The organism is Vibrio eleionomae (assembly GCF_009874545.1).
GTDB lineage: Bacteria > Pseudomonadota > Gammaproteobacteria > Enterobacterales > Vibrionaceae > Vibrio > Vibrio nitrifigilis.
Window position 1 is genome coordinate 85,333 of record NZ_WEKT01000005.1, and the last position, 24,048, is coordinate 109,380.

General features: G+C 43.3%; 19 protein-coding genes. 14 read left to right on the forward strand and 5 right to left on the reverse strand.

The window, feature by feature from the left end; translation table 11 throughout:
- Window positions 1-52 precede the first annotated feature (52 nt).
- The 6 genes from lepB (at window position 53) to acpS (ending at window position 4,556) form a co-directional block, all read left to right on the forward strand.
- Entirely contained in the window at window positions 53-949 is an 897-nt protein-coding gene (gene lepB, locus F9817_RS04710; protein WP_161153806.1) for a signal peptidase I, read from the forward strand.
- 37 nt (window positions 950-986) lie between these two features.
- On the forward strand, window positions 987-1,664 hold the full coding sequence (gene rnc / locus F9817_RS04715) for a ribonuclease III (protein ID WP_161153807.1): 678 nt from the start codon (window positions 987-989) through the stop codon (window positions 1,662-1,664).
- Window positions 1,657-2,622, forward strand: a complete 966-nt coding sequence (era, locus tag F9817_RS04720) for a GTPase Era (protein WP_161153808.1) — start codon at window positions 1,657-1,659, stop codon at window positions 2,620-2,622. Before rnc ends, era begins: the two co-directional genes overlap by 8 nt.
- 94 nt (window positions 2,623-2,716) lie before the next feature.
- A complete protein-coding gene (gene recO, locus F9817_RS04725; RefSeq protein ID WP_161153809.1) occupies window positions 2,717-3,445 on the forward strand; it encodes a DNA repair protein RecO in 729 nt (242 codons plus the stop codon).
- Window positions 3,442-4,182 carry a pyridoxine 5'-phosphate synthase gene (pdxJ, locus tag F9817_RS04730; RefSeq protein ID WP_161153810.1) on the forward strand — a complete coding sequence of 247 codons (741 nt, stop codon included), beginning with the start codon at window positions 3,442-3,444 and terminating at the stop codon, window positions 4,180-4,182. The genes recO and pdxJ overlap by 4 nt, the downstream gene beginning before the upstream one ends.
- The gene (gene acpS, locus F9817_RS04735; protein WP_161153811.1) at window positions 4,179-4,556 is read left to right on the forward strand and encodes a holo-ACP synthase; all 378 of its coding nucleotides are present in this window, start codon (window positions 4,179-4,181) and stop codon (window positions 4,554-4,556) included. Before pdxJ ends, acpS begins: the two co-directional genes overlap by 4 nt.
- 69 nt (window positions 4,557-4,625) lie before the next feature.
- On the opposite strand, the gene barA is transcribed toward acpS, so the two are convergent.
- Window positions 4,626-7,430 carry a two-component sensor histidine kinase BarA gene (gene barA / locus F9817_RS04740; protein ID WP_161153812.1) on the reverse strand — a complete coding sequence of 935 codons (2,805 nt, stop codon included), beginning with the start codon at window positions 7,428-7,430 and terminating at the stop codon, window positions 4,626-4,628.
- Window positions 7,431-7,594: 164 nt separating this feature from the next.
- Between barA and rlmD the strand changes: the two genes are divergently transcribed.
- The 5 genes from rlmD to eno all read left to right on the forward strand — a co-directional run bounded on the left by rlmD (window position 7,595) and on the right by eno (window position 15,314).
- Entirely contained in the window at window positions 7,595-8,914 is a 1,320-nt protein-coding gene (gene rlmD, locus F9817_RS04745) for a 23S rRNA (uracil(1939)-C(5))-methyltransferase RlmD (protein WP_161153813.1), read from the forward strand.
- A gap of 90 nt (window positions 8,915-9,004) precedes the next feature.
- A complete protein-coding gene (gene relA, locus F9817_RS04750) occupies window positions 9,005-11,227 on the forward strand; it encodes a GTP diphosphokinase (RefSeq protein ID WP_161153814.1) in 2,223 nt (740 codons plus the stop codon).
- Window positions 11,228-11,308: 81 nt separating this feature from the next.
- The gene (gene mazG, locus F9817_RS04755; RefSeq protein WP_161153815.1) at window positions 11,309-12,103 is read left to right on the forward strand and encodes a nucleoside triphosphate pyrophosphohydrolase; all 795 of its coding nucleotides are present in this window, start codon (window positions 11,309-11,311) and stop codon (window positions 12,101-12,103) included.
- 193 nt (window positions 12,104-12,296) lie between these two features.
- Window positions 12,297-13,934 carry a CTP synthase gene (gene pyrG, locus F9817_RS04760; protein ID WP_161153816.1) on the forward strand — a complete coding sequence of 546 codons (1,638 nt, stop codon included), beginning with the start codon at window positions 12,297-12,299 and terminating at the stop codon, window positions 13,932-13,934.
- A gap of 78 nt (window positions 13,935-14,012) precedes the next feature.
- On the forward strand, window positions 14,013-15,314 hold the full coding sequence (eno, locus tag F9817_RS04765; RefSeq protein WP_161153817.1) for a phosphopyruvate hydratase: 1,302 nt from the start codon (window positions 14,013-14,015) through the stop codon (window positions 15,312-15,314).
- Between the two features lie 81 nt (window positions 15,315-15,395).
- On the opposite strand, the gene F9817_RS04770 is transcribed toward eno, so the two are convergent.
- A complete protein-coding gene (locus F9817_RS04770; protein ID WP_161153818.1) occupies window positions 15,396-16,625 on the reverse strand; it encodes a multifunctional CCA addition/repair protein in 1,230 nt (409 codons plus the stop codon).
- An 80-nt stretch (window positions 16,626-16,705) separates the two neighbouring features.
- Between F9817_RS04770 and F9817_RS04775 the strand changes: the two genes are divergently transcribed.
- Complete coding sequence (locus tag F9817_RS04775; RefSeq protein ID WP_161153819.1) at window positions 16,706-18,307, forward strand: AAA family ATPase; 1,602 nt, start codon at window positions 16,706-16,708, stop codon at window positions 18,305-18,307.
- Window positions 18,297-19,016 carry a general secretion pathway protein GspB gene (locus F9817_RS04780; protein WP_161153820.1) on the forward strand — a complete coding sequence of 240 codons (720 nt, stop codon included), beginning with the start codon at window positions 18,297-18,299 and terminating at the stop codon, window positions 19,014-19,016. The genes F9817_RS04775 and F9817_RS04780 overlap by 11 nt, the downstream gene beginning before the upstream one ends.
- Before the next feature lie 77 nt (window positions 19,017-19,093).
- Here the strand turns inward: F9817_RS04780 and F9817_RS04785 are convergent, their stop codons facing one another.
- From F9817_RS04785 to F9817_RS04795, 3 genes are all read right to left on the reverse strand, one after another.
- Window positions 19,094-19,702, reverse strand: a complete 609-nt coding sequence (locus F9817_RS04785) for a TIGR04211 family SH3 domain-containing protein (protein WP_161153821.1) — start codon at window positions 19,700-19,702, stop codon at window positions 19,094-19,096.
- Between the two features lie 169 nt (window positions 19,703-19,871).
- The gene (locus F9817_RS04790) at window positions 19,872-21,131 is read right to left on the reverse strand and encodes an inorganic phosphate transporter (RefSeq protein ID WP_161153822.1); all 1,260 of its coding nucleotides are present in this window, start codon (window positions 21,129-21,131) and stop codon (window positions 19,872-19,874) included.
- Window positions 21,132-21,276: 145 nt separating this feature from the next.
- A complete protein-coding gene (locus tag F9817_RS04795; RefSeq protein ID WP_161153823.1) occupies window positions 21,277-21,957 on the reverse strand; it encodes a TIGR00153 family protein in 681 nt (226 codons plus the stop codon).
- Between the two features lie 205 nt (window positions 21,958-22,162).
- Here F9817_RS04795 and F9817_RS04800 point away from each other — a divergent pair, with 205 nt between their 5' ends.
- Window positions 22,163-23,680 (forward strand): CYTH and CHAD domain-containing protein, encoded by a 1,518-nt coding sequence (locus tag F9817_RS04800; RefSeq protein ID WP_161153824.1) that lies wholly within the window; start codon window positions 22,163-22,165, stop codon window positions 23,678-23,680.
- Window positions 23,681-24,048 lie beyond the last annotated feature (368 nt).

Sequence of the window (24,048 nt, forward strand, 5' to 3'; positions counted from 1 at the left end):
GGTGAAAGGGTTTCGGCTCTTTCACTTTCGTATTTTTAGATAAGGGAAGTCAATGGCCAACACATTTTCACTATTCTTGGTAATCTTGACCTTAGTGACAGGTATCATTTGGGTGTTAGAGAAGTTTGTTTGGGGCAAAAAACGTCAGCAAAAAATGACGCAGCTGCAAACAGAAACCAATGGCATTGATCCTAACCTTGTTAAAAAGATCGATCCTCAACCTTGGTGGGTTGAAAACGCTGTATCCATTTTTCCTGTTATTGCGTTTGTGCTTATTTTACGCTCGTTTATTTTTGAACCATTCCAAATCCCATCAGGCTCAATGATGCCTACATTATTAGTTGGGGATTTTATTGTGGTTGAAAAATATGCGTATGGTTTAAAAGACCCTGTATGGCACACCACGTTAGTTCCAACTGGAGAACCAAAGCGTGGTGATATTGTTGTATTCAGATACCCTAAAAATCCAAGTGTTGACTATATTAAGCGTTTGGTGGGAATGCCTGGCGACACTATTCGTTACAGCCGTACAAAACAAGTGTGCATCCAACCACAAGGCGAGAGTCAATGTAAGCCAGTGAAGCTGAGCAATGTTCAAGAAAGCCAATTTATACAGGGTGGTATCCCATTAATGCAGCTTGATGAGCAATTAGGGTCAGTAAAACACAATATTTTGATTAACCCGATGCATATGGATCCGGTTGATCAATATCAGCCTCGTCCAGGTGTCAATGAATGGGTGGTGCCAAAAGGCCATTATTTCATGATGGGTGATAACCGGGACAATAGTGCAGATAGCCGTTTTTGGGGCTTTGTCCCTGAAGCAAATTTAGTCGGTAAAGCTGTCGGTATTTGGATCAGTTTTGAATTTGATCGTCCAGCAGACAGTATTTTGCCTTCCTGGGTACCAACTGGTGTGCGTTTTAACCGCATCGGTGGCATTAACTAAGCCAGAGTTCGTTCTGGCATAAACACATCGAGAGAGTATGACTTCTCCTATTAATCAATTAGAGAAAAAGCTTGGCTACACATTTCAAAATAGTGAGCTGATCAACTTGGCGCTGACACATCGCAGCGCCAACGGAAAACATAACGAACGTCTTGAGTTTCTGGGCGATTCAATTTTAAGTTTTGTCGTCGCTGATGATTTATATCATCGTTTTCCTAAAGTAAACGAAGGTGACATGAGCCGCATGCGTGCAACATTGGTTCGTGGTAATACATTAGCGGAACTAGGCCGTGAATTCGGTTTAGGAGATTACTTAAAATTAGGTCCAGGCGAGTTGAAAAGTGGCGGTTACCGCCGTGATTCAATCTTGGCCGATGCTGTAGAAGCGATTATCGGGGCGATTTATTTAGACAGCGATATTGAAGTGGTGCGTGGCATCATTTTAAGTTGGTATAAGTCACGTCTGGAGTCGATTCAGCCTGGTGTTTCACAGAAAGATCCTAAGACTCGTTTACAAGAGTTCTTGCAAGGAAGAAGAAAACCACTTCCGGTCTATACTGTAACTAACATTAAAGGTGAAGCACACAATCAGGAATTCACTGTATCGTGTGAAGTGGCAGGCGTTGGAGAGCCTGTTATTGGTAAAGGCACCAGTCGTCGCAAGGCAGAGCAAGCGGCTGCGGAAACGGCTTTAGAGCAACTAACGAATGTCTGAAAAAGAATTTGATATCGATGCGTTTTTCGAATCGAAACCACAACCAACCTCGGCACCAGAAAACCAACATTGTGGTTTTGTGGCGATCGTTGGCCGCCCTAACGTAGGTAAATCGACGCTGCTGAACAACCTTCTCGGCCAGAAAATTTCGATTACGTCGCGTAAACCTCAAACCACTCGCCACCGTATTATGGGCGTAGATACTGAAGGTGACTATCAAGCGATCTATGTGGATACTCCAGGGTTACACATTGAAGAAAAGCGTGCGATTAACCGTTTAATGAACCGTGCTGCAAGCAGTTCATTAAGTGACGTGAACTTAGTGCTTTTCCTCGTCGATGGTACACATTGGACTGCTGATGATGAAATGGTGTTCACCAAATTACAGAAAGCGAATTTTCCAATCGTGCTGTGTGTGAACAAAGTGGATAATGTCAAAGATAAAAATGATGTCATGTTGCACATGATGGAGCTGTCTAAACGTTATAACTTCGTGGATGTAGTACCGATTTCTGCAAAACATGGTAAGAATATTGAGGTGTTGCGTAAACATGTTCGTGATCACTTACCTAAGGCAGTTCATCACTTCCCTGAAGAATATGTGACAGACCGTTCCCAACGCTTTATGGCATCAGAAATCATTCGTGAAAAGCTCATGCGTTTCACTGGTGAAGAACTGCCTTATTCGGTTACCGTTGAAATTGAACGTTTCGATTACAACCCGGATACCGATGGATTCCATATTAACGCTTTGATCCTTGTTGAACGTAGTGGTCAGAAGAAAATGGTGATCGGTACCAAAGGTGAAAAAATTAAAACCATTGGTCGTGAAGCTCGCTTAGATATGGAAGATTTATTTGGCCGTAAGGTCTACTTGGAAACTTGGGTTAAAGTGAAGTCTGGTTGGGCTGATGATGAACGTGCCTTACGTTCTCTTGGTTACATCGACGATCTGTAATTCCTCTCCAATCGTATTCAGCGCTCAGCATTGAGCGCTGACATCTCCTTACCATCATAATGGGTATTACCCCAACCTTTACTTGGATTTTGGAATGAGCCTTGACGGTCTACAGCGATGTTTTGTTCTGCATCGACGTCCCTATAGTGAATCTAGCCTAATTCTTGATGTATTTAGTGAAGAATACGGGCGGATGAGTATTATGGCCAAAGGCGCTCGCGGAAAAAGATCGAACCTCAAAGGTCTATTACAGCCTTTTACTCCTCTGTTAATAAAATGGTTTGGTAAAGGTTCAATGAAAACCTTACGCCAAGCTGAGCCTATTAGCTTAGGGATTCCCCTTAGCGGTATCATGCTTTATTCGGCTATGTACGTAAACGAACTGGTAGATAGAATCCTCGCACCAGAGATTCCCTATCCAGAGTTATTTCATGATTATTTGCAAGTTCTCTCAGAGCTCGCTCAGTCCGATAATCCTGAGCCAGCATTGCGCCGCTTCGAATTGGCATTATTATCGTCTATTGGTTATGGAGTAGATTTCTTACATTGTGCGGGGACTGGGGAACCGGTTGATCCAAATATGACTTATCGATACCGTGAACAAAAAGGCTTTATTGCATCAGTTAGACGGGATAATCTGACGTTCATGGGCGATGAGTTGATCGCTATCAGTGAGCGACGTTTTACAACGAAAGCGCAGCTACAAGCTGCAAAACGTTTTACCCGAATCGCATTAAAGCCATATCTTGGCAGTAAACCCTTAAAGAGCAGAGAATTGTTTCGACAAACAATACTACCTAGAGCACGGAGTACAGGAAAATGAGCTCAATTTTGTTAGGTGTGAATATTGATCATATTGCAACGTTACGTAATGCACGTGGAACTAAATATCCAGATCCTGTGCATGCTGCAGAAATAGCAGAGCGTGCTGGTGCTGATGGTATTACGATTCACTTGCGTGAAGATCGTCGCCACATTAAAGATCGTGACGTTAGAATTTTGCGTGAAACATTACAAACACGAATGAATCTTGAGATGGCAGTGACTGATGAAATGGTTGAGATTGCGTTGCAAACTAAGCCGGAATACGTTTGTTTAGTGCCTGAAAAGCGTGAAGAATTGACCACTGAAGGTGGCCTTGATGTTTTGGGCCAATTAGAAAAAGTGAAAGCGGCGACAGGTAAACTGACTGCTGCTGGGATTCGTGTGTCACTGTTTATTGATGCTGACCGTGAGCAAATTGACGCAGCCAAAGCGTGTGGCGCTCCGTTTGTTGAACTTCATACTGGTCACTACGCCGATGCGGAAACAGAAGATGAACAGCAAGCTGAATTGAAAAAAATTGCTGCTGCAGCGAGTTATGCTGCTGATCTTGGTATTATGGTTAACGCTGGTCATGGTTTGACGTACCACAACGTTGCTGCGATAGCCAAAATACCAGAAGTGTATGAATTGAACATCGGCCACTCTATCATGGGTCGCGCAATGTTTGATGGCTTAGATAAAGCCGTGGTAGACATGAAAACGGCAATGATTGAGGCACGTCGTCCTTCACTATGATTATTGGCCTAGGAACAGATATTTCAGAAATTGCCCGTATTGAAAAAGCATTGGATAGGACGGGGGCTTCTTTTGCTCGTCGTATTTTAACTGAATCTGAAATAGAGGCTTTTTCTCAACATAAGCAACCAGCTCGATTCTTAGCCAAGCGTTTTGCTACGAAAGAAGCTGCAGCAAAAGCATTAGGAACGGGGATCGCTCAAGGCGTTTCGTTTCAGGATTTTACGGTAACCCATGATGAGTTGGGAAAACCGTTACTTTCTGTTTCTGGCATGGCATTAACGCTCGCTAAACAAAAAGGTATCCGCAGTTTTCATCTGTCTATTTCAGATGAAAGAAATTATGCGGTAGCAACAGTGATCGCTGAGTCGTAACTGAGTTTAGTGATATATAGAAAGGGCGCCCTAGGACGCTCTTTTTTTTAAGTAAAAAGTAAGTAATTACTAACTGTCTAGTAACGCTTTGGCAGCATTTTCAACTTTTTCCATTTCATCTTGTAGCTCAAATAGTTCCGGCTCAACTTCGCTAATACTGGCTCCAGAACGTAACGCTTGTTCTAGAGTCGCACACACTTTTTTCAACCTTGGAACACCACTGTATGAGCAACTCCCATGCATTTTATGGACATGGTGTAGGAGATCTTCTGCAGGATAATCATCATCAGCCAGAGCTTCTTCAATTACCTGATTCACTTGAGGAATATAGTCGATCAGCATTTTTAGCATGTCTCGTGCTAAGTCAGGTTTATTGGCCGATTGACGTAATGCCAGTCCCCAATCAATCACCCCATTACTGGTTTTTACTGTGCTTGAGTCAGCAATATCGTTGTCATTTGTACTGTCTTCAGCTGGTGGAGCAATAGCCAGTTTTTGTACTTTGTCGGTATTTATATTGGGATTCCAATGGACTAGAACTTGTTGAAGAATGTGTTCCTCAATGGGTTTAGTCAGGTAATCATCCATCCCGGCTTTGAGTAAACGGTCGCGCTCACCACTCATCGCATGTGCGGTCACTGCGACAACGGGAGTGTGACTGTTAAGCGCTGACTTTTTGATTTCCTGACAAGCGGTTACCCCATCCATATGTGGCATTTGAATATCCATAAATATGATGTCGAACTTACGCTGCTCGGATTCTTTTACAGCATCTAACCCATTTTTACAGCTGATGACACTTTCTACCCGTTCTTGAAGTAGGGCGGTAATCAATTTTAGGTTAGCTGGATTGTCATCCACTGCCATCACTGTCAGCGGAATACGATCGGAGTTGGGTAGCACTTCGATTGGCTCGATGATTTTTGGCTGATGACTGTTGAGCATCTGCAGCAGCTTTTTACGCGACAGTGGTTTAGTAATGCACTGGACGGGATAGGTCTGCACTAAGTGGTCTGCCAGCGCCAGTTCTGTACTAGGAATACCGATAACCACATTAGAGGATAGGCTCAAAGCCGTGTGGATACTTTCCTCTACGGCTTGCATATCCACTTCTTTAGTCGGTGAGAAATTGAGTAATACAAAATCGTATGGTGTTGATTCTGTGGGCAAGGTCGAGCGATAGGTGACTTTCATACCCGCGTTCACTAGGAATTGCTGAACGATAGAGGCCGCTTGCATATTAGGTTCGATCAAGAGTAACTGTTTGTTCTCCAATGAATCGAGTTCCAATAAGCTTTCACTCATTGGTAAGTCAGTCGTATGCAGGCTTAAGGTAAACCAGAAGGTCGAACCTTGGTGTAAGCGACTGGTTAAACTGATTTCTCCCCCCATCTGGCTAACCAGTTTTTGGGTGATAACCAGCCCAAGTCCAGTGCCTCCATAACGCCGCGAAATACTCGCATCCGCTTGACTAAATGCTTGGAATAGCTGAGCTTGCTGACGTTCAGAAATACCGATACCGGTATCACGAACCATAAATTGCAGTTCAATGCTATCTTCACGTTGTGAGCGCATTTCTACGCTAATGTCGATGTTTCCGCGTTCGGTAAATTTAATCGAGTTCCCCATTAAGTTAGTGAGAATTTGTTGAATACGTAATGGGTCACCGACGACTCCTGCCGGTATTTTCGAGTCTACTTGTAAGGTAATCTCTAGGCCTTTTTCATGGGCACTGGTGGCTTGCAGGTTGATGACTTCTTCTAAGGTATCTTGGAATTCAAACGGAATGTTTTCTAGGGCTAATTTGCCGGCTTCCAATTTAGAAAAGTCTAAGATGTCATTGATGATGTTTAGTAGATTATTAGCCGATTTTTCAATGGTTTGTAGATAATCTTTCTGGCTGTTTGTCAGCTGTGTTTTGAGCATTTGCCGAGTAAAGCCGATCACCCCGTTAAGTGGTGTACGTAACTCATGCGACATATTGGCTAAGAATTCAGATTTAACCCTTGCCGCCTCTTGAGCGCGTTTCTTCGCAATGTCTAATTCGACGTTTTGGATTTCCAGCTGTTCTAGTGTTTCCCGCAAATCAGAGGTGGCTTGGTCAATACTATGCTGCATTTCAACGTGGTATTCGGACAAAGACATCGCCATGGCGTTGATGCCTTTTTTCAAATCATCTAATTCACCATGCATGACACCTTCAATCCGCACATCTAAATGCCCACGTCTAATCCGATCGACAACATCTTTCATGTGTGTGATTGGTTTGGTGACATCGTGCATTAAGCGGAATGCAAAAATACCTGAGAGGATTAACCCCATAATGAGAACTAAACAGGCAGAAAAGATTTCTTGGTATTGCTGCAGCCGCAGTGATGTCAGGTCAAGTTCAATGGACACATAGCCCAGTACTGGAGCATTAGTGGCATTCCAATTCCCCTCGACCAATTGGCTCTCCGCTAAAATAGGTGTGCGCAGGATGAGTGTATTCTCATCTAATTGAGAGCTACTGAGCGGAGGGATCGGTTTGTCCTCTGGATACATCATCTCCTCGAAGTTGGGGTGAAAGTTCGAAGTGACAAACAACTGATTGTTCGCATCGAATACCGCGATACTGCGAACGAATTTAGAATTTTTGCGATGCGCATAACTGATGATACGGCGAACGGATTCTCGGCTGTCGTTACGTAATGCGTCTTCACTCGCGATAGCGAGCGGTTCAATGATATTGGCGCCTGAGTTGATGACTTGATTTTCAAGGTCGTGATAACGGTTGAATGAAAACAGTGCACTAAGTAGTAACCCTATGATTAAGGTTGGTGCGAGAGTCAGTGTGATAACGCGAGCGCGTAAGCCATATCTGGATCGGGTCATTATTGTCTAAACATTATGGTGTGGATATGGGAAAATAACCGACAATTTGTTTGCCAAAGTTATCCGATAAGTCGTTAGCTTAATCAACTCAACCTCTTTCGACAATCTTCACGAAGCAGAATAGTGATACTTGGGCAAAAACGATAACGATTTAGGCAGTGAGCATGGCACGTTTTTTCCAACCAAAAAAGAATACTTCGATAAATAAAAAGCATCAGGTCGTGAGCATCGATAAACTCGATCACCACGGTGCAGGCATTGCCTTTGTGAATAAAAAGCCAGTTTTCATCGATGGTGCATTACCTGGTGAACAAGTTCTGATGCAATTAACGGAAAGTAAAAGTAAGTTTGCTCGCGCTCAGTTAATTAAAGTGCAGCAAGCGAGTGAGCAGCGAATTGATCCATTTTGTCCTCATTATGGTGAGTGTGGTGGCTGTGATATGCAGCATTTAGATAGGCAAGCTCAGTTATATTACAAGCAGCAGACGTTGTCTCAGTTGATGACCAAGTTTGCGGGCGAGTCTTTGGAATTATCGGCGCCTATTTTCGGTGAGGATAAAGCTTATCGTCGGCGTGCTCGCGTGAGTTTATGGTGGGATAAAAAAAGCCAGCAGCTTAACTTTGGCTTTCGCCAAAAGCAGAGTAAGCGCATTGTGAATGTGACGGATTGCCCGGTGCTTGAATCCGATTTAAACCAGCACCTCAAACCATTGCATGAATTACTGGCGAAATTTGAACGTCCTGACATGTTAGGGCATGTGGAGTTAGTTAAAGGGGCGAATACGACGGTATTACTCCTGCGTCATTTAGCACCACTTGCGGCGCAAGATCTCACCAAATTGCGCACTTATGCAGAGAAAGCCCAATTGGCGTTATATTTAATACCAGAAAGTAATGAATTAATACAAGAGCTTGGCGATGAGCCATATTATGATGATTGCCAGATGAAGGTGCCTTTTTTGCCAACGAATTTTATTCAGGTAAACCAAGGTATCAATCAGCAAATGGTTGCTCAGGCATTAGATTGGCTCGAAGTAAGCGAACAAGATCGTATTTTAGACTTATTTTGTGGGCTAGGTAACTTTAGCTTACCGCTTGCGAAACAAGCTGCTGAGGTAGTGGGTGTTGAAGGTGTTGACGAGATGGTCTTGAAAGCAACAGAGAATGCCCAAATAAATCAGATGCATAACATCGCTTTCTATCAGGCCAATTTAGAAGAAGATATGACTACTCAGCCTTGGGCTCGTAAGCAATTTGATAAAATATTGCTCGACCCAGCAAGAGCAGGAGCAGCCGGTATTATAGACCAATTAGGCGCTTTTTCTGCGCGCAAAGTGGTGTATGTATCATGTAATCCTGCTACGCTTGCTCGGGACAGTCAAAGTTTGTTGCGTCAGGGGTATGAATTGGTCCGGTTGGGAATGCTAGATATGTTTCCTCATACCAGTCATCTAGAATCCATGGCGTTATTTATTAAAAAGTAATGATTACTTGGAAAAAAGCGCAAGTGAGCTGAACTTTAATTTTTCTAGCTGTGTCAAACAGCAGAGACAAAGACATTTAGGACGATATCAATGGTTGCGGTACGGAGCGCACACTTAAATCCCGATCAACAATTTGAGCTGAAATCTTGGATTGATAGCTTAAATTTAGAGCCCAGAGCCGCGGCAAAACTGACGGAAGTATACCGTCAGTGTGAAGAACTGCTTGAAGGAAATCCTCAAGCTGCGATGTTGCTATGGCGCGGGCGAGAAATGATTGAAATTCTCATCACTCTCTCGATGGATAAAGCGACGCTTGTGGCCGCCTTGCTTTTACCTATAGCGACCAGTGGCTTACTGGATATGGAAGAGCTGGAAGAGGGGTATGGCAAGGAAATCATAAAACTGATCAATGGCGTTGAAGAAATGGCGGCTATTGGTCAGTTGAATGTCACTTTGCATGGCAGCGAAGCGTCTGCTCAAGTTGATAATGTGCGCCGTATGTTACTGGCTATGGTGGATGACTTCCGTTGTGTGGTTATCAAGCTCGCTGAACGAATTTGTAACTTACGTGAAGTGAAAAATCAGCCGGATGAAGTCCGCCGTTCTGCAGCAAAAGAGTGCGCGAATATCTATGCACCATTGGCAAACCGTTTAGGGATCGGTCAGTTAAAATGGGAAATTGAAGATTACGCTTTCCGTTATCAACAACCCGACACCTATAAGCAAATTGCTAAGCAGTTATCTGAACGCCGTATTGTTCGTGAGCAATATATTAAAGATTTCGTCGACGATTTACGTCAAGAAATGAAAGCTTCCAATATCAAAGCGGAGGTGAGTGGGCGTCCCAAGCACATTTACAGTATTTGGCGCAAAATGCAGAAGAAAAATCTGGCATTTGATGAGCTTTTTGATGTGCGAGCAGTACGTATCATTGCAGACCAGTTGCAAGATTGTTATGCCGCATTAGGCGTCGTTCACACTAAGTACAAGCATTTACCAAGTGAATTTGATGACTATGTCGCGAACCCTAAACCCAATGGTTATCAGTCGATACATACCGTTATTTTAGGTCCAGAAGGCAAAACTATTGAAATTCAGATTCGGACTAAGCAAATGCACGAAGAGTCTGAATTAGGTGTTGCTGCGCACTGGAAGTACAAGGAAGGAAGTTCAGCTGGACGTAGCGGCTATGATGAGAAAATCACTTGGCTGCGTAAACTGCTCGATTGGCAAGAAGAAATGTCCGATTCAGGCGAAATGCTGGACGAACTGCGTAGTCAGGTATTTGATGATCGTGTCTATGCCTTTACGCCACGTGGTGATGTGGTCGATCTACCGATGGGTTCAACACCGCTTGATTTTGCTTACCACATTCACTCAGAAGTAGGGCACCGCTGTATTGGGGCGAAAGTAGGTGGTCGGATTGTGCCATTTACACATAAGTTGCAAATGGGCGATCAGGTAGAGATTATCACCTCGAAAGAACCCAACCCATCACGTGATTGGCTGAATCCATCATTAGGATTTGTTCATTCCGGCCGTGCTCGTGCGAAGATTAACGCATGGTTCCGTAAACAGAGCCGTGAAAAGAACTTAGAAGCTGGGCGTGAAATTCTAGAAACTGAATTAGCCAAAATCGGTGCAACACTAAAAGATGCTGAGCAATACGCACTAAAACGGTTTAACGTTAATTCGTCGGATGAATTGTTCGTAGGTATTGGTAGTGGTGATTTGCGTATTAACCAAATCATTAATCATATTAATGCCTTAGTGAATAAACCGTCTGCAGAAGAGGAAGATAAACTTGCTCTAGAAAAACTGCAGCAAGAAGAGAGTAAGCCAGCTCAAACGACCACAACATATAAAGACGCTGTGGTAGTGGAAGGTGTCGATAACTTAATGACTCACCTTGCTCGTTGTTGTCAGCCAATTCCAGGCGATGACATTTGTGGCTATATTACGCAAGGACGAGGTATTTCGGTTCACCGTAGCGATTGTGAGCAGTTAGCTGAGTTGCGTCATCATGCTCCAGAACGGATTATCCAAACCGTTTGGGGGCGTGGTTTTGTCGGCTCTTATTTGTTGACTTTGCGCGTTGAAGCGATGGAGCGTGGTGGCTTGCTTAAAGATGTCACTACTTTGCTGGCGAATGAAAAAGTGAAAGTAACGAGTATGAAGAGCCGCAGCGACTTCAAACGCCAAATGACGGTGATGGATTTTGAATTAGAGGTCAACAGTGTTGAAGTGTTTGAGAGAGTGACCAAACGCATCGAACAAATTAAAGATGTTATGCAGGTAAAACGACTCGGTTAAACCGTTGTGGTGTGATGCATGATTTATAACGAGGAGGTAGCCCAGTTTACCGCCTCGTTTTTATTTTTATGGAGGAGTGATATGTCACAGTCTATTGAAGAATTGCAAAAAATTATGGCGCAACTGCGAGATCCACAAAATGGTTGTCCCTGGGATAAAGAACAGACATTCAGCTCGATCATTCCTCATACGATTGAAGAAACTTATGAAGTCGTAGATGCCATCCATAATCAGGATTGGCCTAACTTGCAAGAAGAGCTAGGCGACCTATTATTTCAAGTAATCTTTTATAGCCAAATTGCCAAAGAGAAAGGATTGTTCGATTTCAATCAAGTGGTAGAAGGGGTGAATGAGAAATTGATTCGTCGTCATCCGCATGTGTTTGGTGATGAACAATTTACGACTCAAGAACAGCTAGACGCTAACTGGAATGAACAAAAGAAAAAAGAAAAACAGGCATTAGGCAAGCAAGAGAGCAGTATTTTAGATTCAGTGCCTACGTCACTACCCGCTCTGTCACGCGCCAATAAAATCCAAAAGAGATGCAGTAAGGTGGGTTTTGATTGGGGAACGCTAGGTCCAGTTGTTGATAAAGTGCGCGAAGAAATCGATGAAGTGGTCGAGGAAGCTGTGCAAGTGGACATTAATGAACAGCGAGTGGAAGAAGAACTCGGTGATTTATTGTTTGCAACTGTGAACTTGGTCAGACATTTAGGAAAAGATCCTGAAGTGGCATTGGCCAAAGCAAACCAAAAATTCGTACGTCGCTTCAAAGGTGTTGAGAAGCACGTAAAAAATGCGCGCAAGCAGCTCCAGGACTGCGCTTTAGAAGAATTAGATTCCTATTGGGAACTGGTCAAGAAGGCCGAAAAATAACCCGTTTTTCGGGACGATTTCGCTTCATTGATAACGATGCGGTTTTTATTGCGTTAATACAGTTTGATTTGAAGCAAAAAATAAAAAACTGAGTGTGATAGATTTCACGTTGTGGCGATAAATGGGTTCTGGTATTATTTCGTCCCGTCCAGAAGAAATCCATTTCCCTCATTCAACCAATTTCAGGTTAAACATGACGACAAACTATATTTTTGTTACTGGCGGGGTTGTATCCTCTCTAGGTAAAGGTATTGCAGCAGCATCATTAGCAGCGATCTTAGAAGCTCGTGGTCTTAAAGTGACCATTATGAAGCTTGACCCATACATCAACGTTGACCCAGGCACAATGAGCCCAACTCAACACGGTGAAGTATTCGTTACGGAAGATGGTGCGGAAACTGACCTAGACCTTGGTCACTACGAGCGTTTTATTCGTACTAAGATGACTAAGCGTAACAACTTCACTGCGGGTCGTGTTTACGCAGACGTTCTTCGTAAAGAACGCCGTGGCGACTATCTAGGTGCCACTATTCAGGTTGTCCCTCACATTACTAACTCGATCAAAGACCGCGTAATTGCTGGTGCTGAAGGCTATGACGTTGCTCTAGTTGAGATCGGTGGTACTGTTGGTGACATCGAATCACAGCCATTCATCGAAGCAATTCGTCAATTAGCGATCGAAGTAGGCCGTGAACGTACTCTATTCTGTCACTTGACTCTAGTTCCTTATCTAGCAGCAGCTGGTGAAGTGAAAACTAAACCGACTCAGCACTCTGTTAAAGAGTTGCTATCTGTTGGTATCCAGCCTGACGTACTGATTTGTCGTAGTGATCGCGTTATTCCTGCTAACGAACGTAAGAAAATTGCGTTGTTCTGTAACGTAGCAGAAAAAGCGGTTATCTCGATGAAAGACGTAGATTCTATCTACAAGATTCCTCAATTGATCAAGTCTCAAGGTCTTGATGATCTTGTTTGTACTCGTTTTGGTATCGACGCACCAGAAGCGGATCTTTCTGAGTGGGAACAAGTTATCTACGAAGAAGCGAACCCAACCGGTGAAGTGACTATTGGTATGGTAGGTAAATATGTTGAATTACCAGACGCATACAAATCAGTAAACGAAGCATTAAAACACGCTGGTCTGAAAAACCGTTTAAGCGTGAACATTCAGTACGTTGATTCTCAAGATATCGAAAGCAAAGGTACCGAACTATTAGAGGGACTTGATGCAATCTTAGTTCCAGGTGGTTTCGGCGATCGTGGTATTGAGGGTAAAATTCGTGCTGCACAATATGCTCGTGAAAATAACATCCCATACCTTGGCATCTGTTTAGGTATGCAGGTTGCACTGATTGAATACGCACGTAACGTTGTGGGTATGGAAGGTGCACATTCAACAGAATTTAACAAAGACACCAAATTCCCTGTGGTAGGATTGATCACAGAATGGGTCGATGAAGAAGGCAACGTTGAAGAGCGTAGCGAAAAATCGGATCTTGGTGGTACTATGCGTCTAGGTTCTCAGCTTTGTCACCTTCAAGGTGATTCTAAAGTTCGTGACCTATATGGCAATGACACAATTCATGAGCGTCACCGTCACCGTTATGAAGTGAACAATGTATTACGTCCACAACTTGAAAAAGCGGGCTTAAAAGTTTCTGGTTTGTCTGCAGATAAGAAACTAGTTGAAGTGATCGAGAACCCTGCACACCCATGGTTTGTTGCAGCGCAGTTCCACCCAGAGTTCACATCAACTCCTCGCGATGGCCATCCTCTGTTCGCTGGTTTTGTTAAAGCGGCAGGCCAATTTCAACGCGGTGAATTGAAGTAAAAAGGATACGGAGGTATCGGAGCCTTGTTCGGGTACCTCCTAGTTTTTGACATTTAAATTCAATGAGAGGAAACATTAATGTCTAAGATCGTTAAAGTTCTAGGTCGTGAAATCATCGACTCACGTGGTAACCCAACTGTTGAAGCTGAAGTTCATCTAGAAGGTGGTTTCGTAGGTATGGCTGCTGCACCATCTGGCGCTTCTACAGGTTCTCGTGAAGCTCTTGAGTTACGTGACGGCGACAAATCTCGTTTCCTAGGTAAAGGCGTTCTTAAAGCTCTATCTGCTGTAAACGGCCAAATCGCTGAAGCACTAGTAGGTAAAGACGCTAAAGACCAAGCTGCAATCGACCAAATCATGATCGACCTTGACGGTACTGAAAACAAATCAAACTTCGGTGCTAACGCTATCCTAGCTGTATCTCTAGCTAACGCTAAAGCAGCTGCAGCAGCTAAAGGCATGCCTCTATACGAACACATCGCTGAACTAAACGGCACTCCTGGTGTATTCTCAATGCCTCTACCAATGATGAACATCCTTAACGGTGGTGAGCACGCAGACAACAACGTTGATATCCAAGAATTCATGATTCAACCTGTTGGCGCTAAATCACTAAAAGAAGCTGTTCGCATGGGTTCTGAAGTATTCCACAACCTAGCTAAAGTTCTTAAAGCTAAAGGCATGAACACTGCTGTTGGTGATGAAGGTGGTTTCGCTCCTAACCTTGAATCTAACGCTGCTGCTCTAGCTGCAATCAAAGACGCTGTTGCTGCTGCAGGTTACGAACTAGGTAAAGACATCACTCTTGCTATGGACTGTGCTGCATCTGAGTTCTACGACAAAGAAGCTGGAAACTACAACCTTAAAGGCGAAGGCAAAATCTTCACTTCTGAAGAGTTTAACCACTACCTAGAAGGTCTAACTAACGAATACCCAATCGTTTCTATCGAAGACGGTCTAGACGAATCTGACTGGGAAGGTTTCAAACACCAAACTGAACTTCTTGGCGACAAAATCCAACTTGTTGGTGACGATCTATTCGTAACTAACACTAAGATTCTTAAAGAAGGTATTGATAAAGGTATCGTTAACTCTATCCTTATCAAATTCAACCAAATCGGTTCTCTAACTGAAACTCTAGCTGCTATCAAGATGGCTAAAGACGCTGGTTACACTGCAGTTATCTCTCACCGTTCTGGCGAAACTGAAGATGCAACTATCGCTGACCTAGCTGTTGGTACTGCTGCTGGTCAAATCAAAACTGGTTCTATGAGCCGTTCTGACCGTGTTGCTAAATACAACCAACTTATCCGTATCGAAGAAGCACTAGGTGAACGTGCTCCTTTCAACGGTCTTAAAGAAGTGAAAGGCCAAGCTTAATTTTTAGCTTGCTTTGAACATAAAAAGCGCCTCGACGGAGGCGTTTTTTTATGTCTGAAGATTATCCGATACGAAAGGGGTTCACTCTAAATATTCTTGTTTAAATTGTGCAACCGCTCTAACTCGACGGCGATTTTGTTCTTCGCTGATCTCTTTGCCATTAAATCCATCTTTAATCACATCTTGTGCATTGATTTGTGCTGCCACATTAAATGCTTCTGTTACATACTCTGCAACAGCGTAGTCCAATTGTTCAAACCCTAAACGGCCCTTGTGATCTGCAGCGCAGCACAATAGTAGTTGTTCGAGTCGTTGCGGTTGACGCCATAACTTAAGTTTATTGAATATTTTTACCAAAGTGGCAGGCTTGAGTTGCAACGCGTTATGGATATTAGTGTGCTGTTCACAGACATCGACAGCTAAGTCACGAAACTCATTGGGTACCCGAACACGTTCACACAGAGCTTTAACGATTTTAACGCCCGTGTGGCAATGTAGCTTATGGCTTGGCCACTCTTCTTTTGGTGTAACACCTTTGCCAAGATCATGAACTTGAGCAGCAAAACGAACGATAGGGGAAGGGGTTAATTGCGCGGCTTGTTCTGCCACCATTAGGGTATGGATGCCAGTATCAATTTCCGGATGCCATTTTTCAGGTTGTGGAACACCAAATAAAACGGCTAATTCGGGCAAGACCACTTCTAATGCACCGCAGTTTTGTAGTATTTCGAGAAACTTATGTGGTGTTGGTGTTGTCAGAGATTTGTGCCATTCTTGCCATACTCGCTCAGGCGTGAGGTGATTTAATTCTCCTGATTGGGCAATATGGCGCATTAAGTTCAATGTTTCGTCTGCGACAGTGAAACCAAGGTGATGAAGTTTAGCTGCAAAACGTGCCACTCTTAATACTCGGAGAGGATCTTCGGTAAAGGCAGTAGAAACATGGCGTAACTTACGGTTTTTGATATCGTCAGCACCGTGGTAGGGATCAATCAAGTTTCCTTGAGGATCTTGAGCGATGGCATTGATCGTAAGGTCGCGTCGCATAAGATCATCTTCAATAGTGACGTCCTTTGCAAAGTAGCAATCAAAGCCGGTATAACCGACACTGGTTTTTTTTTCGGTGCGGGCTAGGGCATATTCTTCTTTTGTTTTTGGGTGAAGAAAAACAGGAAAATCTTTCCCGACCGATTGATATCCTGCGTTCAACATATCTTCTGGAGTGCTGCCGACGACGACCCAGTCGTTGTCGTGGACTGGAATATTAAGCAGTTGATCGCGGACTGCGCCGCCGACTAGATAGACTTGCACCGAAAGAACCCTTATTACATTTGGATAAACATCGACAGTAATGATACTTTGCTGTCAGTTGTATTGGTAGAGAAGCGCACATGTATCAGGAATTTTTTGGCTTTAATGAATTACCCTTTTCAATTGTGCCAAACTCACGTTTTCTATTTTTAAGTCAACGCCATAAAGAGGCGATGACCTATCTTCAATCTGGATTAGGTGATGGCGGCGGTTTTGCCATGCTCACGGGAGAAGTGGGGACCGGCAAAACGACTGTAGCAAAGGCGATGATCGCTCAGTTACCTGAATCTACGATAGCGGGATTTATTCTGAATCCCACATTTTCTGAACGAGAGTTATTAGAGAGCATTTGTGATGAGTTTTCGGTCGAGTATCGGGAACAAGCATCACTTAAACAGCTCAGTAAAGCGCTACAGGATTACTTGATTAGCCAAGATAAACAGGGCAAGCAAGTGTTACTTGTGATTGATGAAGCGCAGCATTTGGCTCCTGATGTGTTAGAGCAACTTCGGTTGTTGACTAACTTAGAAACTGAGCAACGTAAGTTATTAAAAGTATTGTTAGTTGGACAACCTGAATTACAGCAAAAGTTGCAATTACCGCAGTTACGCCAATTAGCACAACGCATCACTGCGCGGTATCATATTTTGCCGCTGAACCCACAAGAAGTCGCGCAATACATTCGTTTCCGTCTCGAAAAAGCTGGGGGAAGTCCTGATTTATTTCCAGCGAGTGCTTGCCGTTGGATTGCTAAACACACTCATAGCATTCCGCGTTTGATCAATTTGGTTTGTGATGCTGCCTTGAAGTCGGCGTATCAATCTAGTGAGACTCATGTTTCTTTTGATAACGTGAAGCAAGCGACGGCACAAATCATGAGTTTTCAGTCCACCATTTATCAAGATACAACTTCGCCTATGAGTTCCGCCGTTTGGCTTAAACCAGCGACGAACTTTATTTTGGGTGGAGTTTGTTCAGTTGCTCTTTGGTTATGTTGGCCGCTTATTGCTCAGCCGATACTCGAGCAGCGTATGCCATTACCTAGTTTACCTACGCCAATTACCCATCAGGTTATTCCAGCGCCGGTTAAGAAGGCACTGGAACAATCGAGTGACCGTGAACAAGCGATGAATACTCTATTTTCAGTGTGGGGTTATCAAGCTAGCGTGGCGGATATGATGTGTCAGAATGATCATCCTTCCCAACTACAATGCTCATCCGCTAGTGGTGATTGGGCTCAGTTAGCAAAACGCAACTTACCTGTTGTGCTTGAACTTGATATGAATGGCATGAAACGTTATGCGGTTCTATACCACTTAAACGGACAGCAAGCCGATCTTCTCTTAGAAGGTCAACGCTATCAACTTGCGACCCAATGGTTAGAGCCTTATTGGAAAGGTCAGTATTTTATCGCGTGGCACCATCAATTTACCCGAACCTTAAAACTCGGCATGCAGGGCCAAGATGTAAGAATGCTCAATCATAAACTGGCTGGACTATTGAAAGTGCCTGACGTAGACAGCACCGAGTTTGATCAGGCTTTACAGAAAAAAGTGGCTCTGTTTCAGAACTGGCAGAAAATGACGGAAGATGGTGTGGCTGGAGAGCGGACCCTGCAGAAAATTGAAATGATGAGTCAACATAATGCTCCTCAGCTTAAGGAGAGTCGTCATGAAAAGTAATCAATGCTCGCCATGGATTATAAGAGGTGCCTTTATGGTGCCTGTAATCGCTACTGTCATAGGATTATCGCTAACAACATACAATGAGCGAGTTAAAGAGATAAAGGCTCGCTTAGAGGCTCCTGCGGAGATTAAATCGGTAGAGGCGAATTATCACCAAGATGATTACCCTGATTTTACACCGCTAAAATCAACATTGATTAGTGTAGAGGGTCAGCAAGATAAACAGCCCGTCAATAGTCACATTATTGCCCCGAGCGCTGATGTGTTAGCTGCTGAGCAGCAACCAGTATCCGTTGCAACGGATGACCAGCAAGCAGAAGAACAGAAAAAAGACGATCAAGACGCGGAAGATGCACTTAAAAATCTCGACTTAAGTCAGCTTTCTGCATCGATGCAGTCAAAAGTTCAAGCGGCATTAAAAAGTGAAAAAGAAGATGAAACACAGGCCAGCGAAGATGAAGATGCGATGGATTTACGTCGTCATGCGCTTGAATATAAAGGCGTATTGCCGCCACTTGATTTTCAAACACATGTCTTCACAACAGATGTCCCGCGGCGTTGGGTAAAAATTAACGGAGTAGAGTATCATCAAGGCGATAAGATTTTAGTGGATGCGACCCTAGTTGAGATTAAGCCGAAAAGTACCATTATTCGCTTCCGCGGTGACTTAATAGAAATTCCAGCTCTATACGATTGGAAAGGTTAACACTGCAGTGTTTAATGATAATAAAATGCCGCTCAATAGAGCGGCATTTGTCATTATTATTGGCGAGTTAAAGGAGATTAAGCCCACCCAGAAGGTTTGCGTTTACGACGTGGAACGATATGTGGAAGAACTAATCCGAAGATCAGACCAATACCTGCAACACCACCGCCATACATAAAGTATTTCAGTAGTAGATCTTCTTTTTGAGTATCTAAACGTGCACGAAGTTTACGAACTTCTGATTGTGATTCAGTTAATTGCTTACTGATATCACCATAATTTTTCTCGAGCTCAGAGATTTGTTTATTACGTACTTCCAGAGCTTCTTGTAGCCCCGCTTTTTCTTCGTCAGCAGATTTACTTGCAGTAGCAAGTTTTGCTTTGACGCTGGACAGCTCTTTTTCGAGCTGTGGTAGACGAATCGCTCGGCTAACTTCTTGTGTCACGTAACGACTTTCGACCCAGCCTGTACGTCCTTTTTCATCAACAACTTTGCTGAATCCTGTGTCTTTATTTTCTTCGACTAAATTGACCTTTTCACCCGCATTGACACTACCAATAATCCGGTACTCATTAGTTGGACCTGAGTGCATGTAAGTAAAAAGTTCATCTGAAATATAACGGTTCTGGGCGAACACCGGAGCCGCTATTAAAGAAAATAGCACCATGCAGAGCAGTTTTTTCACAGTAAATCCCTTAGCTTTAGATTTGAGCTTAGTTAGTGTTTTCTCTTACGATGAACTGATAGTAAAAATTTTCCGCCTTTGGTGCAACAAAGAAGGGAGGCAAAGCCTCCCTTTAATTCGTTTTTGAGTCAATAATTACACTTCACTAACAGTGTATTGACGCTATTGACTATGAAAACGCCGCTTGAATTCCATAGAAGAAAACCACGGCAAGCACTGCGCCAGCAGGTAAAGTGATAACCCAAGATGCCACAATGTTGCGTACAACACCTAAGTTTAGTGCTGCAATACCGCGTGCAAAACCTACACCTAGAACGGCACCCACAAGTGTTTGTGTGGTTGAAATAGGTAGGCCAGTACCTGAAGCTAATACAACGGTACATGCTGTTGCAAGCTGAGCTGCGAAACCACGGCTTGGTGTTAATTCAGTGATGCCTGTACCAACAGTCGCCATCACTTTATGACCTAGTGTTGCTAGGCCAACAACGATACCAACACCGCCAAGAGGTAAAATCCACCATGCAATTTCACTTTTCGCGCCAATAACACCCATGCTGTTTACGGTTGCAACTACGGCAGACAATGGACCAATCGCGTTAGCAACGTCGTTTGAACCATGAGCAAATGCCATTGCACATGCGGTGATAACCATGAGCACACTGAAAATGCTCTCAACGCCATTAAAGCCTTGGTTGTTATCGCGATTAGAGAAACGTTTTGAAATATAGATATAACCACCGACCATCACGACAGCCGATACAGCAATTGCCCATATCCAAGCTTCGGTGCTAGTTAAGTGTAGGCCAACGTGAGCGAGGCCTTTTTTGATGGTGACAAGTGCAATTACCATGGTGGTAATAAACATGTACACAGGGACAAAACGTTTGGCGTTTAAAAGCGGGTTTTCGGTATCGAAAATAAGTCGCTGAGCGCTGACGAAAATAAGATAAGCGAAGAAACCTGCGATAATTGGGGTTACAATCCAACTACCCACAATGCCTTTTACTGAGCCCCAGTCGACGGCATTGGTTCCAACAGAAATACATGCGAAACCGATGATCGCACCGATGATTGAGTGCGTAGTTGAAACCGGCCAGCCCATGTAAGATGCAACGAGTAGCCAAGTACCTGCTGCAAGTAGTGATGACAACATACCATAAATCAGCACGTCAGGATGCGCAGTAAATAGAGAGGTTTCAATCACCCCTTTACGAATGGTGTCAGTTACTTCACCGCCAGCTAGATAAGCGCCAGCGAATTCAAAGATCATTGCGATTACAATCGCTTGTTTAACGGTTAGTGCTTTGGAACCTACTGAGGTCCCCATAGCATTGGCAACATCGTTTGCACCAATACCTATAGCCATTAAAAGGCCAAAAGCGCCAGCGACGAGAATCAGGACAGTGCCGTAGTTCGCAAGGATATCCATCGTAATACCTAGTTGTTGATAACAAGCGGAGTCATAAACTGTGTTTTTTGGACACGCGTCTAGCCCGTTGGCGAAGTTTCACTCTGCGCCTAACATGGGCTGGAACTAAATTACTGACTCTTTGTTATTGGGTTAACTTTTATCTTTATGAGCGTGACAGCATGACTTCCAGACGAGCGCCTACACGCTGAGCCTGGTCGGCAATACCACCTACCCATTCAAAAATCTTATATAAGAAAACGACATCAATTGGGTTCAATTCACTTTCCAATGCCATCAGTTTCTGACGTAACTGGATCTGCATATTGTCGGTGTCATCTTCGATAACATCCAATTGATTGATCATTTCTGCCACTAAAGTAACTTCACGACCTTTAAAGCCGGCTTCTAGCAGTTCGTCGAGCTCGTTAATAACATGTTGAGCTTGAACCGCTGCGTCTAAGCAACGTCTCACATAAGCTATAAAGTGATCTTGAATGGATTCAGGAATGATTAGTTGACGACCGTAAACGCGGCCGGAAATGTCTTTCGCAAGGTTGGCTAGTTTGTCTTGTTGTGTCAGCAATTCCAACATGTCAGTTCGATCAACTGGCATGAATAAACCGCGTGGCAGCTTAAGACGAATTTCTCGTTTCAACACATCAGCTTCTTTCTCTAAATGAGAAATCTGTGCGCGAACTTCAGCTGCTTTTTCCCAATCCCCTTTGTTACATACTTCAAAGAAGTTAACTAGGTGAGAGCAACATTCATTTACACAAACGACATGTCGTTGCAAAGGCTTTATTGGGGACTTTGCAAATAACCCCATTATTGTATTTACTGGCATGGTCATTCAACCTAATTGCTATAACCTAAATTAAACATATGCCATTTTATGGCGAAATGTTGAGCGTTGGCTATAAAGGCGCGCATGTTAACCCATTCGAGCGCGCATTAAAATAGTTTTAGATCATCAAAAGCGCGATATTTCTCTCTTGCTCCAGTGTCGAATAGGCAATATCCTGTCGTCATCTACTTCGAAAGGTATAATTATGGAAACCGAGATAGAACTGAAGTTTTTTGTTTCTCCTGAATTTTCAGAGGTTTTGCTGAAAAAAATTGCTGAAACTAAAGTGCTTCAGCACAGTTGTCGTGAATTAGGGAATACTTATTTTGACACCGCCGATAACTGGTTACGTAAGCATGATATTGGCTTACGTATTCGCCGCTTTGATGATGTTTATGTTCAAACCGTAAAAACCTCGGGTCGCGTAGTTGCTGGGTTGCATTCAAGACCGGAATACAATGCTGAGCATCACAGTAATCAACCTGATTTAACGCTTCATCCTGAAGAAATTTGGCCCGAAGGCAAGTCAGCTTTCGAGCTTCAACAAGAATTAGTCCCATTGTTCGAAACCGATTTTAACCGTGAAACATGGTTAATTGCGATGCCTGATGGCAGTCAAATCGAAGTGGCTTTCGATGTCGGGGTAGTCAAATCTGGAGAGTTAGAAGATCCCATATGCGAAGTAGAATTGGAGCTCAAATCGGGCCAAACAGAAGCCCTGTTTACCCTAGCTCGCCAACTGAGTGATCAAGGTGGTATGCGCTTAGGCAACTTAAGTAAAGCAGCTCGTGGTTATCGTTTGGCGCTGGGGTATCAAGGTGATCAGGTTGCTAAACTAGACCTCGTGGATATCAGTTATTCCGATACCGTTGAAACATGCTTGGTGAAATGTCTAGAGCATGCCTTGTCACACTGGCATCGTCATGAGCAAATATACATTGAGCAAGAGTCGATACCAGCACTCAATGAAATTCGTAGTGCCGTTTGCTTTATTCGTCAGATTTTAACTGTTTACAACGGGATTCTTCCGCGCCGTGCGAGTGCTATTTTACGCCAAGAGCTGAAATGGCTTGAAGATGAATTACAGTGGTTAAGAGATCAGGACTACCTAGAAGATTTGCTCGATGATAAAGGCTATGCTTTACGTAAGTTAGACGCACGTAAATTTTTAGTCTCTGAGCTAAAAGACGTTCAGGATTCATTACCTGATCGCAACGAGATGATTCGTTTGATCCATTCCGCACGTTATACGGCGTTGTTGCTCGATTTAAGCCGTTGGATTTTAACGCGTGGCTGGCAGCCATTTTTAGATGATAAAGCACGCGAGAAAATGGCTTTTGGTATTCGTGATTTTGCTATTAAACAACTGGATCGGTCTTGGGCTGAGTTGTTAGAAGTGTTTCCTCCAGAAAAAGTATTAACAGGTCAAGAGTATATTGATCAGCAGTATCGACTAATGCGGAATTTGTACACTGGGATCTGTTTTGCCACTTTGTATCAGCAGGATGATTGTCAATCGTTCCGCTTACCATGGGCTGATTTGTTACATGGTATTGATGATCTATTGATGTTAAAACCATTAGAAAACTTAGTATTTAAACTGGAAGGTGACGAAAAAGAGCAGCTTGAGCGCTGGCTGATTCGTCAAGAGAATTCCATTCTTCATGCGATGGAGCAGACTCGATTAATTGGTTTTGATGCTGAACCATATTGGCGAGACTAGTTATCTAGGTTATTGATTTGTAAAATAAGGAGTCTTGTCGACTCCTTATTTATTTCATTTTATATTGGATTGATATCACATTTTATACAAGTGTGCAGTATCAATCGTGCCCAAATAATGATTCTCAAATTTAAGATAAGCCAAGGATCACATTTCAGATAATTCCCTCACTATTAACGTAGATTAATCTCATCATTTTGGTAACAGGTTTGTTACCATGGCAATGTTATAGATTTAAGACTTTTTGCAGGCGTTTCTGCGCTATTAAGAATATAGATCTAAACCTTTCAGACCCCATAAACACAATCTCGTTACGATTGCTTTTGTAACCACCGTGTTTGTCGTGTCTTGCTACACCTAATAAAAAA